This is a genomic window from Streptomyces mexicanus, assembly GCF_902506575.1.
Classification (GTDB): Bacteria; Actinomycetota; Actinomycetes; order Streptomycetales; family Streptomycetaceae; genus Streptomyces; species Streptomyces mexicanus.
This window is the reverse complement of the sequence record NZ_LR732544.1, coordinates 3,189,099-3,204,054: the sequence shown is the minus strand read 5'-3', so window position 1 is coordinate 3,204,054 and position 14,956 is coordinate 3,189,099. Positions and strand designations below refer to the sequence as shown.

Genomic DNA, 14,956 nt, shown 5'->3' with positions numbered 1-14,956 from the left:
GCCCCACCCCCACTGAGCACACCCCCCACACCAGAAGGAAACCCCTGATGCAGATCACCATCGACGAGGCGAAGTGCTGCGGCGCCGGCCAGTGCGTACTGGTCGCCCCCGAGGTGTTCGACCAGCGTGACGAGGACGGCATCGTCGTGCTGCTGAACGCCTCCCCGGACGCCGCGCAGCACGCCGCGGTCCGCGAGGCCGCCACCATCTGCCCGGCCGCGGCCATCCAGGTGCGGGAATGAGCGCCGCCCGCCCCCGCATCGCCGTCGTGGGCGCCGCCGCGGCCGGGCTGGCCGCGGCGGAGGGGCTGCGCCGCCTGGGCTGGGACGGGGTGATCACCCTCGTCGGCGACGAACCCCGCCTGCCCTACGACCGGCCGCCGCTGTCCAAGCAGGTCCTCTCCGGAGCGTGGGAGCCCGAGCGCACCGCGCTGCGCGACAGCGCCCAGCTCTCCGGCCTGGAGCTCGACCTGCGGCTTGGCACCCGTGCCACCGCCTACGACCCGCTGGAGCGCACGCTCACCCTGGACGGCGACGGGCCGACCGTCCTGCGGTGCGCCGGCGTCGTCGCCGCCACCGGAGTCACCCCCCGCACCCTGCCCGGCGCGGACGGGATCGAGGGGGTGCACGTCCTGCGCACCCTGGACGACGCGCTCGTCCTGCGCCGGCGCCTGGCCGTGCCCGGCCGGCGGCTGGCCGTCGTCGGCAGCGGCGTGCTCGGCGCCGAGGCCGCCGCCGTGGCGCGCGCGCTCGGCCACGACGTGGCCCTCGTCGGCACCCAGAACACCCCCATGGAGCGGGTGCTGGGCGCCGAGGTCGGCGGGCTGCTCGCCGAGGTGCACCGCGCCCACGGCGTCACCCTGCACACCGGGCAGGCGGTCACCGGCGTGCGGACGGAGTCGGGCCGGGCCACCGGTGTCGTCCTCGCCGACGGCACCACGGTGGAGGCCGACGACGTCCTGCTGGCCGTCGGCTCCGTCCCGGCCGTCGGCTGGCTGCGCGGACCCGGTGCCGAGGCGGCGGGAGTGGACCTGTCCGACGGACTGGGCTGCGACGAGTTCTGCGCCGCGGCTCCCGGCCTGTACGGCGCCGGCGACGTCGCCCGCTGGTACCACCCGGTGCTGCGGCGGCACCTGCGCATCGAGCACCGGATGAACGCCAGCGAGCAGGGCCTGGCCGCCGCCCGCAACCTGCTGGCCGAGCTGGAGCCCGAACGCTTCGGCGAGCGCCGCCCGTTCGCACCGGTGCCCTACTTCTGGTCCGACCAGTACGACCTGAAGCTGCAGGCGTACGGCGTCCTGGCCGGGGCGGAGCGGATCGAGGTGCTCCACCTCGACAAGGACCCGCTGCGCCCGGCCGCCCTGTACGGCACGGCCGACCACGCCGTCGGCGCCCTGGCGATCGGGCTGCCGCCGCGCCAGGCCCGGTCCCTGCGCGCGCTGGCCGCCACGCCGTCGACGTGGCCGGAGGCCCCCGCCCGCCTGACGGTGGCGGTGGACGCCTGAGCCCCCCGCGCCCCGCCCCGCTCCTTCCGGGTGAGCGGGGCGGGGCGCCGCGCCCGGCCGCAAGGGCGACGTGACCGGGTGCGGCCGCCGGCGACCGGCCCTGGCTCCCCACCTTCCGCGCTGCGATCATGTGGCTGGTCGGCCTGCCGCCCGCCGAAGTCACCCGCGCCCTCCTGGAGGTCCCATGGCCCTCGACGTCGACGCGATCCGCGCGCGGATACCCGCCCTGAAGTCCGGCTCTGCGCGTTTCGACGCACCCGGTGGCACCCAGACACCGCAACCGGTCATCGACGCGATCGCCGAGGCCCTGACCCGCCCGCTGGCCAACCGGGGCCGGACCACGGAGGGCGAGCGCAACGCGGACGACATCGTCACGCAGGCCCGTGCCGCGCTGGCGGACCTGCTCGGGGCGGACCCGCGCGGCGTGGTGTTCGGCCGCAGCGCCACCCAGCTGGCGTACGACCTGTCCCGCACGCTCGCCAAGGACTGGGGGCCGGGGGACGAAGTGGTCGTCACCCGCCTGGACCACGACTCCAACATCCGCCCCTGGGTGCAGGCGGCGCAGGCCGCCGGCGCGACCCTGCGCTGGGCGGACTTCGACCCGGCCACCGGCGAGCTGCGCCCGGAGCACGTGGCGGCGGTGCTCTGCGAGCGCACCCGGCTGGTCGCCGTCACCGCGGCCTCCAACCTGATCGGCACCCGCCCCGACATCCCGGCCCTGGCCGCCCTGGCCCATGACGCGGGCGCGCTGCTGCACGTGGACGCGGTGCACTACGCCTCGCACGCCACCGTCGACCTGGCCGCACTGGGCGCGGACACGCTGGTGTGCTCGCCGTACAAGTTCCTCGGGCCGCACCTGGGCGTGCTGGCCGCCGATCCGGGGTTCCTGCGGACACTGCGCCCCGACAAGCTGTTGCCCTCCAGCGACGCCGTGCCCGAGCGTTTCGAACTGGGAACGCTGCCCTACGAGTTGCTGGCCGGCGCGCGCGCGGCGGTGGACTTCCTCGCCGACCTGGCACCGGGCGGCGGGGGCGGCCGCCGGGAGCGGCTGGCCGCCTCGTTCGCGGCGCTGGAGTCCCACGAGGACGCGCTGCGCGAGCGGATCGAACGGGGGCTGGCGGACCTCGGCGGGATCACCGTGCACTCACGGGCCGCGCACCGCACCCCGACGCTGCTGTTCACCGTGGCGGGTCTGCGCCCGGCGGACGTCTCCCGGCACCTGGCCGAGCACGCCGTCGACGCCCCTGCCGGGTCCTTCTACGCGGTGGAGGCCGCGCGCCGGCTCGGGCTGGGCGACGAGGGCGGCGTACGCGTCGGGCTGGCGCCGTACAGCTGTGCCGAGGACGTCGACCGGCTGCTGACCGCGCTGGCCCGCCTGCCCCGCTGAGGAGCCGGAGCCAGAGGAGCCGGCGCGAGAGGAGCCGGCGCAGAGCTCGGCGGGCTCGCCGTTGCCGCGGCGTGCCGACGGTCGCGTGGCGTCGTGCGGTGCGGCGTGCCGCCGGCACCGGGGCCGGACGGCCGTGCAGCGCCGCGGCGCGGGGCAGCCGCGCTGTCCTCACACAACAGTGCTAGAAAAAAGGTGACACATCAGGGCATTCCGCTCCACAAGGGAGAGGCGGCCACAGATGCCCGGAGGTTCTCGCCCGTCCGGCCACACCTCACGCCGGGGACGGCGCTCGGGCTGGTGGTCCGCGCCGCGCACCGTCGCGGGCCAGGTGCTGGCGCTCCAGTTGGTCCTGGTGGTGGTCCTGATCTCCCTGGGCACCCTGTTCACCGCCCTGGAGTCGCGCAACCAGGCCATGGAGGAGGCACGCACCCGGACCCTGGTGGCCGCCGAGACCCTGGCCGGGGCGCCGGGCACCGCGCAGGCCGTGACCGGCCCCGACCCGACCGCCGTGCTGCAGCCGCGGGCGGAGAGCCTGCGCAAGGCCACCGGTGTCGACCTGATCGTCGTCTACTCCCCCACCGGGATCCGCTACACGCACCCGGACCCGCGCCTGATCGGCCGCCGGGTGCCCCACCCCCCCCCCATTCCCGCCACCCACTCCACCGAGGTCATCGACACCACCGCCGGTGCCTCGGTGACCTCGGTGGTGCCCGTCCGGTCGGCCGACGGCTCCGTGGTCGGCGCGGTCACCGTCGCGGTCGCCGTGCGCGGCGTCCAGCACATGCTGGAGCGGCAGCTGCCCGTGCTGATCGGCGTCGCCGCCGGGGCGCTGGTCTTCGCGGTGGGGACGACCGCGCTGTTCAGCAGGCGGCTGCGCCGTCAGACCCATGGGCTCGGCCCGGCGGAGATGACCCGGATGTACGAGCATCACGACGCCGTTCTGCACTCCGTGCGCGAAGGGGTGCTGATCATCGGCGCGGACGGCCGGCTGCTGCTGGCCAACGACGAGGCGCGGCGCCTGCTGTCGCTGACCGGACCGGCCGAGGGGCGACCGGTCACCGCGCTGGGTCTGGACCCGGCGGTCACCGAGCTGCTGCTGTCCGGGCACGCCGTCACCGACACCGTCCAGCTGGCCGGCGACCGCCTGCTGGCGGTGAACACCCGGGTGACCACCCCGCCCCGCGGGCCGTCCAGCACCGTCGCGACCCTCCGGGACACCACGGAGCTGGGCGAACTGGCGGGCAGGGCGGAGACGGCGCGACGGCGCCTGGGCCTGCTCTACGACGCCGGGGCTGGGCTCGGCACCTCCCTCGACGTGGTGCGCACCGCGCAGCAACTGGTGCGGGTCGCGGTCCCGCGGTTCGCGGACCTCGCCACCGTCTCCGTGCCCGACGAGGTCGTGCGCGGCGAGGAGCCGCCGCCGGACGCGGCGATGCGCCGGGTGGCGGTCGCCGACGCCCGCAACGACCCTCCGCTGCTGCCCGTCGGCGAACTCACCCGGCCGCCCGGTCCCATGCCCACGGACCCCGCGGCCCCCGCGCCGTCCGTGCCGTCCGACGGCCCCGGCACGGCGCCGGACGCGGGTGCCGCGGACCCCCGCGAGGCCCGGCGGCTGCGGGAGGGCGGGATCCGCTCCACGGCCCGGGTCCCGCTGCGTGCCCGCGGCACCGTCATCGGCATGGTCGGTTTCCACCGTGCCGACCGCTCACCGGCGTTCGAGCCGGAGGACGTCGCCTTCGCGGAGGAGCTGGCCTCCCGTGCGGCGCCCGCCATCGACACCGCCCGCCGCTACACCCACGAGCACCACACGGCCGTGGCGCTCCAGCGCAGCCTGCTGCCCGCCGCCCTGGCGGAGACCACCGGTGTGGAGGCGGCCCACCGGTACCTGCCCGCGCAAGCCGGCGTGGGAGGCGACTGGTTCGACGTGATCCCGCTGTCCGGGGCGCGGACCGCGCTGGTGGTGGGCGACGTCGTCGGGCACGGACTGCACGCGGCCGCCACCATGGGCCGGCTGCGCACGGCCATCCACAACTTCTCCTCCCTGGACCTGCCGCCGGAGGAACTGCTCAGCGGCGTCGACGAGCTGGTGCACCGCATCGACGAGGATCCGGCGGCCCGGGGAGAGCGCCCCGAGGTCGCGGGCGCCACCTGCCTGTACGCGGTCTACGACCCGGTCTCGGGCCGGGCCACCATCGCCCGGGCCGGCCATCCGGGCCCCGCCCTGGTCGGCCCGGACGGCCGTGTCACGTTCCCGGACGTGCCCGCCTCGCCGCCCCTGGGCGTCGGCGGGCATCCCTTCGAGACGGCCGAGCTGCGGGTGCCGGAGGGGTCGCGGCTGCTGCTGTTCACCGACGGACTCGTGCAGAGCCGCGAGATGGACATCGACTCCGGCCTCACCCTGCTGCGCCGCACGCTCGGCGAGGCCGGCGACCTGACGCCCGAGGAGACCTGCCGGGTGCTCGTGGACACCCTGGTCTCGGACCGGACCCGGGACGACGTGTCCCTGCTGGTGGTGCGCACCGGCCGGCTGGCCCCGGAACGCGTCGCCGAATGGGAGGTCCCCTCCGATCCCGCCGCCGTGCCGGCCGTCCGTGCCGCATGCGGGCGCCGGCTGCGGGAGTGGGGGCTGGACGACGTCGCGTTCGCCACCGAGCTGGTCCTCAGCGAGCTGCTGACCAACGCGATCCGCCACGGCAGTCCCCCGGTGCGGGTACGGCTGCTGCGCGACCACTGCCTGATCTGCGAGGTCTTCGACGGCAGCAGCACCGCGCCGCACCTGCGGCGGGCCTCCCTCACGGACGAGGGCGGCCGGGGCCTGTTCCTCGTCGCCCAGTTCACCGACCGCTGGGGCACCCGCTACACCGGCGAGGGCAAGGTCATCTGGACGGAGCAGTCCCTGCGCGGCGGCTCCGCCACGGGAGTGGAGGAGTACGGGGAAGAGGTCCTGCTCGGCGCCTGGGAGGACGAGCTGGACCGGTTCGACCGGTAGCGGACCGGCCGCGCGAGGCAGTGCGGTTCGCACGCTGCCGCGGGTACGCTCCCCCGCATGCCGATGGACTACTTCGCCCAGGACCCCCGCACCCACCTGGAGCGCATGCGGGCCGGCGACCTCTACATCGCCGACGACCCCGAGATCGCCCGGCGTCAGCAGCGGGCGGTGCGCCTGGCCGCCCGCTACCAGGCCGCCTACGTCGAGGATCCCGAGAACGCCGGAACGGTCCTGGCGGAGCTGCTGGGCTCCCTGGGCGAGGGCGCACACGTGCGGCCTCCGCTGTACGTCGACTACGGCGACAACATCACCATCGGCGCCCGCACGTTCGTCAACTACAACCTCACCGCGCTGGACGTCGCGGCGATCACCGTCGGCGAGGACTGCCAGATCGGGCCCAACGTCCAACTCCTCACCCCGACCCACCCGTTGGAGCCGCAGCCGCGCCGGGACAAGCTGGAGGCCGCCCGGCCCGTCACCATCGGGGACAACGTGTGGCTCGGCGGCGGCGCCATCGTGCTGCCCGGGGTGACCATCGGCGAGAACTCCGTCATCGGCGCGGGCGCGGTCGTCACCAAGGACGTGCCCGCCGGTGTCGTCGCGGTCGGCAACCCCGCCCGCCCCGTCCGCACCCTCTGACCACCCGGCCTCCTCGGTGAACGCCCGGTAGGCGGACCGCCGGGCGGCCGGCGTGCGCAGCTCCGGGGCGAGGACGAGGCCGCGCCGGCTGCCCTCGGACAGGGGGTCGGTGTGTCCGGTGGCTGCCATGACGGTGGGACGTTCCCTGAGGGGCACAGGCGGGTGCTCGCAGGAGTGGGCGGGCGCCGGGGTCCACGCGCTGTGCCCGCCGGGTCAGTCCAGCGGGACCGTCACCTCCCCCGTACCCTCGGCGCTCGCGCCGCCCGGTACGCGGACGGTGAACGGGGCGTCGGTGCCGTGGGCGGTGACCCGCAGGGTGTCGCCGTCGCTGCGGACCTCGTACGTGGCGGCCGGGGCGCCCGTCAGGTCGGGGACGGTGACCGTGTGCGTGTAGTCGGGCGAGGCCGGCGGGTGGACGAGGAGGGTGGGGCCGTCCAGCCAGTCGCCGTCGGGGCGCTGATCGTCGGCGGCCAGCGGCAGGACGGCGCCCTCGCGGACGTAGAGCGGCAGGCTGTCGTAGCCGTGGTGCTCGGTCCGCCAGGCCGGGCCGGTGACCCGTTCGCCGCTGAGCAGGTGGGTCCAGGTGCCCTCGGGGAGGTAGACCTCCACCGCTCCGTCCTCGCTGAACACCGGGGCGACCAGCAGGTCGGGACCGAGCATGTACTGGCGGTCCAGGGTGCGGCAGGCCGGATCGTGCGGGAACTCCAGGACCATGGGCCGCATCACCGGCACACCCGTGCGGTGGGCCTCGACCGCGGCGCCGTACAGGTACGGCATGAGGCGGTGCTTGAGCAGGGTGAATCGCCGGGCGACCTCGACCGCCTCGTCACCGAACTCCCACGGCACCCGGTAGGACGAGGACCCGTGCAGGCGGCTGTGGGAGGACAGCAGGCCGAAGGCCAGCCAGCGTTTGAACACCGACGCGTCGGGTGTGCCCTCGAAGCCGCCGATGTCGTGGCTCCAGAACCCGAAGCCGCTCAGCGACAGCGACAGCCCGCCCCGCAGGGATTCGGCCATGGCCTCGAAGGAGGACCAGCAGTCGCCGCCCCAGTGGACGGGGTACTGCTGGCCGCCGGCGGTGGCGGAGCGGGCGAAGAGCACGGCCTCGCCCTGGCCCCGTTCCCTCTCCAGCAGTTCGAAGACCGTCCGGTTGTACAGGTGGGTGTAGTAGTTGTGCATCCGCTCCGGGTCGGAGCCGTCGTGCCAGACGACGTCGGTGGGGATGCGCTCGCCGAAGTCCGTCTTGAAGCAGTCCACGCCCTGGTCCAGCAGCGGCTTCAGCTTGGACTGGAACCAGGCGCGGGCGGCCGGGTTGGTGAAGTCGACCAGGCCCATGCCGGCCTGCCACAGGTCCCACTGCCACACGTCGCCGTCCGGGCGGCGCACCAGGTGCCCCAGTTCGGCGGCCTCCTCGAACAGGGGCGATTTCTGGGCGATGTAGGGGTTGATCCACACGCTGATCCTCAGGCCCTTGTCCTTGAGCCGGGCGAGCATCCCCTCCGGGTCGGGGAAGACGTCCGGGTCCCAGGCGAAGTCGCACCACTGGTACTCGCGCATCCAGAAGCAGTCGAAGTGGAAGACGGACAGCGGGATGCCGCGCTCGGCCATGCCGTCGACGAACGACGTCACGGTGTGCTCGTCGTAGTCGGTGGTGAAGGAGGTGGTGAGCCACAGGCCGAACGACCAGGCGGGCGGCAGGGCCGGACGGCCGGTGAGGGCCGTGTAGCGGGTCAGGACGTCCTTCGGGGTGGGCCCGGCGACGACGTAGTACTCCAGGCTCTGGTCCTCGACGCTGAACTGGACCTGGCCCACGGACTCCGAGCCGATCTCGAAGGAGACCTTTCCTGGGTGGTTGACGAAGACGCCGTAGCCGCGTGAGGAGAGGTAGAACGGGACGTTCTTGTAGGCCTGTTCGCTGCGGGTGCCGCCGTCGGCCTGCCAGATGTCGACGACCTGGCCGTTCTTCACGAACGGGGTGAAGCGCTCACCGAGGCCGTAGATCTGCTCGCCGACGCCGAGCCCGAGCCGGGCCAGCAGGTGGTGGGCTCCCTCGGCGGTGGTGGCGAAGGCGGTGCTGCGGGCGTCGGCGCGGGTCAGCTCCCGTCCGTCGGCGTCGAGGAAGGTGAGGGCCCAGGGGCGCGAGCGGTCCAGGCGCACGGTCAGCGGGCCGCTGGTCAGCTCGGTGACGGAGCCGTCCTGGCGCACCGTACCGGCGCCGTCCGCCGGGCCGCCGAGCGCGAAGTCGGGGCCCGGTCGCCGGGTGCCCGCGTGATGGGTGACCCGGACGCCGATGACACCCTCCGCGGGAGAGAAGCACTCGGCGGTGAGCAGCGGCGCGTTCAGGGTGTCCCCTCTGTGCGCCACCTTCTTCACGGCCGCATAGCTGGTGAAGCGCTTCGCTTCAGTCCGCACGTCGCGCACATCCGTGGCGTACGCGATCTGTACGCCGTCGCGAATACGCCAGAAGCCATCGGTGAACTTCATCATCTTCCTCAGGGGAGCGGGGGCCGGCGGAGAGGGGTACGGGAGCGCCCCGGACGAGAGGCGATCGTACACAGAACTCCCGCCGCCCACGACCCCCACCACCTAGAAACCCGCGTCTCACCTGCGGAAATGCGAGAACGAGGGAGCCTGAGCCGCTGAGCGACGACAGAATCACGTTTCCGGGGTCTAGCGCTGCGGCACCCCTGTGACGTAATAGTCATCCCAACAAACAAACCGGCTCGGCGCCGCGACCGAGCCGTACGACAGCAAGGGCCGCCCGATGTCGAAGCGCTTCAACACGAGCTTCAGCACAAGGATCGTCGCCGCCGCCTGTGTCCTGGTCGCCTCCGCGACACTGACCGGCTGCGGACAGGACCGGGACGACGGTGTGTACACCGTCCTGAACTCCTCGACCGACGAGACCTACCACCGCTGGGACGCCGAGGCGATGGCCCGCTGCGGCAAGCGGCTGGGGATCACCATCGAGCAGCAGAGCGTCCCGGCGGCGCAGGTGATGACGAAGGCCCTGCGCATGGCGTCCTCCAAGTCGCTGCCGGACATCGTGCAGTTCGACGCCTCGGAGATGCCGACCTTCGCCGAGGCGGGCGGTCTGATCGACCTCAGGACGCTCGGCCTGAGCACCCGCGACATCCCGCGGGGCATCGTCGACTTCGGCTCCTACAAGGGGACGTACTACGGCGCGGCCCGCTCGGTGAACACCCTCGCGCTCTTCTACAACAAGGACGTGCTCCGGCAGGCCGGGCTGCCGGTGCCCACCACCTGGGACGAGCTGCGCGCCAGCGCGAAGAAGCTCACCCGGGGCAAGCGCTACGGGCTGGCGCTGAGCGCGGGCGGTGCCGAGGACGGCGTCTTCCAGTTCCTGCCGTTCATGTGGTCCAACGGCGGCGACGAGCGCCGGCTGGACGGCCCGCGGGTCGTCCAGGCGCTCGACTTCTGGAAGAGCCTGCTGAAGGACGGATCGCTGTCGAAGTCCACGGTCAGCTGGACGCAGGCGGACGTCAACGACCAGTTCATGGCCGGCAACGCGGCGATGATGATCAACGGGCCGTGGCAGGTGGAGACGCTGAACACCGACAAGTCGCTGCACTGGGGCATCGCCCGGATCCCGGTGCCCAGAGCGGGCGCCGCGTCCGTGGGCCCCCTGGGCGGGGCGGTGCTCACGGTGCCGAACACCGGGGATGCGGCGCGCGAGCGGATGGCCGGGCGGATCGTCGCCTGCCTGTCGAGCGAACAGGAACAGCTGACGTACGCCCTCAACAGCTGGATGGTCCCGGCCAACGAGAAGGCCGCCGCCGTGTGGCGGAAGCGGGTGCCGGAACTGCAGGCCCTGGCCGGCCAGGTGGCCGCCGCCCGGTCCCGTACGGCCGAACTCGGCGCCGGCTGGTCGAGCGTCTCGCTCGCCCTGCAGAGCGCCTTCCAGTCCGCCCTGACCGGCCAGTCCAGCCAGGCCGCCCTGAAGCGGGCCCAGCAGCGGGCCACGAGCGGGAACTGAGGTACGCACCCATGACCACGTCCAGCATCACCGCTCCGGCCGCCGCCCGGGAGCCCCGCACGACCGTCCCGGACCCGGCCCGGCAGCGGCGCCGCCGCACGCTCGCCCGGTGGGGGTTCGTCGCACCCGCGGTCGTCTTCATGCTCCTGTTCTTCGGCTATCCGCTCGTGCGCAACGTCGTGATGAGCTTCCAGCACTACACGCCGAAGACGTTCTTCACCGGCCACGCCCCCTTCAACGGCACCGACAACTGGTCCCACGTCTTCCGGGACGCCCTGTTCGGCAAGGCGCTGTGGCACACGCTGGTGTTCACCGCCGGCTCCCTGCTCGGGCAGTTCTGCATCGGACTGGCGCTCGCGGTGTTCTTCAACCGGCGTTTCCCGCTGGGCGGCGTGCTGCGCTCGCTGATCCTGCTGCCCTGGCTGGTGCCGATGGTGGTCTCCGGCGTGGTGTGGCGGCGCATCCTCGACCAGGACACCGGTGTCCTGAACTCCTTCCTGGGCACCCTCGGCCTGGGCGGCCACACCCCGTGGCTGACCAGCCCCGGCGTGGCCCTGCTGTCGGTGATCCTGGTGAACATCTGGATCGGCATCCCGTTCAACATGGTCATCCTGTACGGCGGTCTGCAGGAGATCCCGCGGGAGCTGTACGAGGCGGCCTCCCTGGACGGCGCCTCCGCCTGGCGAAGTTTCCGCTCCATCACCCTGCCGATGCTCAGGCCGGTCATCACCGTCGTCCTGGTGCTCGGCTTCATGTCGACGGTGAAGATCCTCGACCTGATCCTCGCGCTGACCGACGGCGGACCGGCCGACGCCACCCAGACCCTGGGCACGCTCACCTACCAGAACTCCTTCGTCCAGCTGGACTTCGGGGCGGGCGCGGTCGTCGGCAACGTACTCATCCTGATCTCCGCGGTGTTCGCGGTGTTCTACCTGCGGGCCAACCGCACCGAGGGGAAGTGACGTCCATGGCCTCGCGTCCGTCCACCGCGCCCCGGCGCCGCTGGGGCTCCACGCTCGCCGGCGTGCTCGTCCTGTGCGTGATGCTGTTCCCGCTGTACTGGATGCTCAACACCGCGCTGCAGCCCGCCTCGGGGCTGCTCCGGGTCGCCCCGGTGCCGCACAGCCTGGACCTGTCGGGTTTCTCCAAGGCGATCACCGACCAGGGCGGTCATCTGCTGACCTCGCTGGTGGTCTCGCTGGGTGCCGTGGTCATCTGCCTGGCGATCTCGGCCCCGGCGGCGTACGGGCTGGCCCGGTTCGGGCTGCGCGGCTCACGGACCATCGTGTTCGGCACGCTGATCACCCAGATGGTGCCGGGCATCGTCATCGCCAACGCCCTGTACAACTCCTACGTCGACCTGGGCCTGGTCAACTCCTACTTCGGTCTGATGCTGGCGGACGCCTCCCTGGGCATCCCGTTCTCCATCGTGCTCATGCGCTCGTTCATGGTGTCCATCCCCGGTGAGGTCATCGAGGCCGCGCAGGTGGACGGCGCGGGGCCGCTGCGCACGTTCGTCAGGGTCGTGCTGCCGATGAGCCGCAACTCCCTGATCACCTCGGGGTTGTTCGCGTTCCTGTTCTCCTGGAGCGACTTCATGTTCGCGCTCACCCTGAACACCACCGACGACGTCAAGCCGGTCACGCTCGGCATTTATCAGTACATCGGCGCGCATGTCGGCGACTGGGGATCGGTCATGGCCGCGTCCGTGCTGTCCGCGGTCCCGGCCGCGATCCTGCTCGTCGTCGCGCAGAAGTACATCGCCGCCGGCATCACAGGGGGTTCCGTCAAGTGACCACGGCCGGCCTCGACGGGAGATCCGTCACGTGACCACCGCCGGCCTCGACGGGAGATCCGTCACGTGACCGCCGCCGACGCCCCGGGACTCCGTCCCGGGGCGTCGGCACGTGCGTGCCTGCGCCGTACGGGCCGGCGGACGCGACCGTGCTCAGGTGCCGGCGCGGGCCACCAACAGGGGCTGGAAGAAACCCGTTTCCCGCGGCATCCGCCACCGGCGGTCCACGAACCCCGCCTCGGCCGCCAGCGCGGTCAGCCGGTCGCGGCCGAGCGCCCAGTAGGTGGTGCGGCTGACCCGCACCTGCCACGTGCCGTCCGCCGGCAGGAGCCGGAAGTGCTCCAGGTCGTAGTGCTCACCGTCGTCGTGCCAGTGCCACAGCTGGAAGGTGACGGTGCGCTCTGCGCCGCCGGCGGGCCGGTGCACCTGCGGGGGCGTGGAGGTGGGACGCTCGCGCAGCAGATCGTCGTAGGGGCGGGTGCTCAGCAGCAGCCGGCCGCCGCGGCGCAGCACCCGGCGCATCTCCGCCAGGGCGGTGCGCACCTCCTGCTCCGTCAGCAGGTGCGGCAGGGCGTTGTCGGCGCACACCACGGTGTCGAAGCCGCCGTCGGCGAACGGCAGGCGGCGCATGTCCGCGACGGCCGTGGGCAGCGTCAGGCCCCGGTGGGACGCCTCGCGGGCGGCGCGGGCCGCGGCGCGGTGGCTGAGGTCGGTCCCGGTGACGCGGTGCCCGCGCAGCGCCAGGCCGATGGCCTGGGTGCCGATGCCGCAGGCGCAGTCGAGTACCTCGGTCCGCTCCCGGCCGATCAGCGCGTGCAGGGCGTCTGCCTGCCGGTGGACGCTCGCGTCCCAGTCCGCGTAGACGAGGTGGTAGTCGTCGGCCAGTTGGTCGTAGAAGTGTGCCACAGAGGTCTCCTGCATGAGCGGAGACTATGCGCCGGTCGGATCGACGACGTGCCCGTTGCTGACCTTCACCGCCCCGGGGAGCGTCAACAACGTGACGTGGGTGTGTCCCTCGCCCGGTTACGTCCGTTTTCTGGCCAGGGGGTTGCTGTCGGCCGGGGCGTGGACATGGACGCGATCGCCTCGTACGTCGCCGCGTGCCCGGGTGCCGCCGGTCATCGGACCACCGACGCCGTCCTGGCGCTGCTCGACGAGCGGGACGCCGGGCGGGACGAGGCCTGACGGCGGGCGGGACCGGTCGTGGCGTCGGGTGGTTTTGCACATTTGACGGACAGTGGAGCACTCTGGCAGTTATGGGCGCCGAGCATGTGTGTCCCAGTAACATGCGCAGCAACGTCTTCACAAGAAGGGAAACGGCCGTGCCGATCGAATCAGCCGATGCCACGCTCCGCTCGCGATACGCGGAGCAAGCCGCGACGGACCTGGAGCAGAACCGTCGCCAACAGGAGGAACTGACACGCCAGTTGGAGTCCCTGAGGCAGGAGGAGACGCTGCTGCGGAACATCCTCGACCTCGCGGAGCACCCCGGCGACGCGTCCGCCCAGGCACACGTGCCCCACCAGGCGCAGGGTGAACCCGCCGCGCCCGCCCCGGAGTCCGCGTCCGCCTCCACCGCCGCGGACGAGGCCGCCCCGGCCGAGGAGAGCGCGGCCCCCGCCCCGGCGGAGCAGAAGCAGGAGGCAGAGCAGGCCCCGCAGGAAGCGAAGGCCGACCAGCAGGGCGGCGAGGACAGCGCGCCGAAGGCCGCGAAGAAGACGGCGCGCAAGACGGCGCGGAAGACGGCCGGAAAGCCCGCCAAGAAGTCGGCCCCGAAGAAGGCCGCCCAGAAGACCGCGCCGCAGAAGGGCACGCCGAAGAACGCCCGGAAGAACACGCAGAAGGCCGCGGACAAGGCCGGCGACAAGGGCGGGCAGCAGGTGCTGCTGCGCGACCTGCTGCTGGATCTGCTCAGCGCGCACAGCGAGCCGCGCCTGGCGGCCGAGCTGCGGGAGGAGCTGCTGCGCAAGCACCCGGACCGCGAGCCCAGCCCCCAGGTCGTGCGCAACACGCTGGAGTCGCTGGTCGCCAAGGGACGCATCCAGCGGTACAAGCAGAACCGGTCGGTCATGTACACCGTGGCCGAGGCGGGCGGCGCCCAGGCGGACACCACCCCGGCCGGCGAACCCGTGGGTGCCGCCTGACCGGCAGGTGTCCCGTGGCCCGGGTGACGGGCGGATGTTCCCGGGGCCGTGCGACCGGCAGGTGCTCCACGGCTCGGCTGACCGGCAGGTGTCCCACGGTCCGGGCACGGGCGGAGGTTTCCCGGACCGGGCGGCCCGCGGGTGTCCCACGGTCCGGACGACCGGTGGGGGCCTCACAGCTCGGTGATCCGGCCGACGGCCGGTCCGGGAGCCGGTGTTCGCCTGCCCGGGGCGCCGTGACCGGCCCGGGCGAGGACTCCTGCGCGGGCCGGGCGAAGGTGTGCGGCGTCCCGGGTGATCCGGGTGCGCCGGCGGTCCGGTCCCGGCGCGCTGCCGCGTGACGGTGTCCGTCCTGTCTCCTACACACATCTGACGCTGCGGACGAGCCCCTATGAATCTCATTCCGGCTTCTGCCGTTTTGGATTTAACCACATATAATTTCTATTTTCTGACGCTTACCAACGTTTGTCTTGCTACTGCCCGCTCTCGTTCTCCTCGCTG

Annotated in this window: 12 protein-coding genes; 10 read left to right on the top strand and 2 right to left on the bottom strand. The window is 73.0% G+C overall.

Annotated elements, in window-relative coordinates; genetic code table 11:
- Window positions 1-47: 47 nt before the first annotated feature.
- The 5 genes from GV126_RS14295 to GV126_RS14275 all read left to right on the top strand — a co-directional run bounded on the left by GV126_RS14295 (window position 48) and on the right by GV126_RS14275 (window position 6,519).
- Window positions 48-242: a ferredoxin gene (locus tag GV126_RS14295; RefSeq protein WP_028423690.1), complete on the top strand. Its 195-nt coding sequence runs from the start codon at window positions 48-50 to the stop codon at window positions 240-242.
- The gene (locus GV126_RS14290) at window positions 239-1,504 is read left to right on the top strand and encodes an NAD(P)/FAD-dependent oxidoreductase (RefSeq protein WP_159666398.1); all 1,266 of its coding nucleotides are present in this window, start codon (window positions 239-241) and stop codon (window positions 1,502-1,504) included. Before GV126_RS14295 ends, GV126_RS14290 begins: the two co-directional genes overlap by 4 nt.
- Window positions 1,505-1,688: 184 nt before the next feature.
- The gene (locus GV126_RS14285) at window positions 1,689-2,891 is read left to right on the top strand and encodes a cysteine desulfurase-like protein (RefSeq protein ID WP_159666396.1); all 1,203 of its coding nucleotides are present in this window, start codon (window positions 1,689-1,691) and stop codon (window positions 2,889-2,891) included.
- A 238-nt stretch (window positions 2,892-3,129) separates the two neighbouring features.
- Window positions 3,130-5,880, top strand: a complete 2,751-nt coding sequence (locus tag GV126_RS14280; protein ID WP_159666394.1) for a SpoIIE family protein phosphatase — start codon at window positions 3,130-3,132, stop codon at window positions 5,878-5,880.
- A gap of 57 nt (window positions 5,881-5,937) precedes the next feature.
- Window positions 5,938-6,519, top strand: a complete 582-nt coding sequence (locus GV126_RS14275) for a sugar O-acetyltransferase (protein ID WP_159666392.1) — start codon at window positions 5,938-5,940, stop codon at window positions 6,517-6,519.
- 213 nt (window positions 6,520-6,732) lie between these two features.
- On the opposite strand, the gene yicI is transcribed toward GV126_RS14275, so the two are convergent.
- Window positions 6,733-9,003, bottom strand: coding sequence for an alpha-xylosidase (gene yicI / locus GV126_RS14270; RefSeq protein ID WP_159666390.1), 2,271 nt, complete (start codon window positions 9,001-9,003; stop codon window positions 6,733-6,735).
- Window positions 9,004-9,283: 280 nt separating this feature from the next.
- Here yicI and GV126_RS14265 point away from each other — a divergent pair, with 280 nt between their 5' ends.
- From GV126_RS14265 to GV126_RS14255, 3 genes are read left to right on the top strand one after another with little or no spacing between them, the layout of a single operon-like run.
- Window positions 9,284-10,516, top strand: a complete 1,233-nt coding sequence (locus GV126_RS14265) for an ABC transporter substrate-binding protein (RefSeq protein WP_159666388.1) — start codon at window positions 9,284-9,286, stop codon at window positions 10,514-10,516.
- 11 nt (window positions 10,517-10,527) lie between these two features.
- A complete protein-coding gene (locus GV126_RS14260) occupies window positions 10,528-11,478 on the top strand; it encodes a carbohydrate ABC transporter permease (RefSeq protein ID WP_159666386.1) in 951 nt (316 codons plus the stop codon).
- Window positions 11,479-11,483: 5 nt separating this feature from the next.
- Complete coding sequence (locus GV126_RS14255; protein WP_159666384.1) at window positions 11,484-12,311, top strand: carbohydrate ABC transporter permease; 828 nt, start codon at window positions 11,484-11,486, stop codon at window positions 12,309-12,311.
- A 153-nt stretch (window positions 12,312-12,464) separates the two neighbouring features.
- On the opposite strand, the gene GV126_RS14250 is transcribed toward GV126_RS14255, so the two are convergent.
- Complete coding sequence (locus GV126_RS14250) at window positions 12,465-13,232, bottom strand: class I SAM-dependent methyltransferase (protein WP_159666382.1); 768 nt, start codon at window positions 13,230-13,232, stop codon at window positions 12,465-12,467.
- Window positions 13,233-13,633: 401 nt separating this feature from the next.
- Between GV126_RS14250 and GV126_RS36460 the strand changes: the two genes are divergently transcribed.
- Window positions 13,634-14,455 (top strand): hypothetical protein, encoded by an 822-nt coding sequence (locus tag GV126_RS36460; RefSeq protein WP_236569987.1) that lies wholly within the window; start codon window positions 13,634-13,636, stop codon window positions 14,453-14,455.
- A 391-nt stretch (window positions 14,456-14,846) separates the two neighbouring features.
- A partial coding sequence (locus tag GV126_RS37465; protein ID WP_369123905.1) for a hypothetical protein occupies window positions 14,847-14,956 on the top strand: 110 nt, incomplete at its 3' end.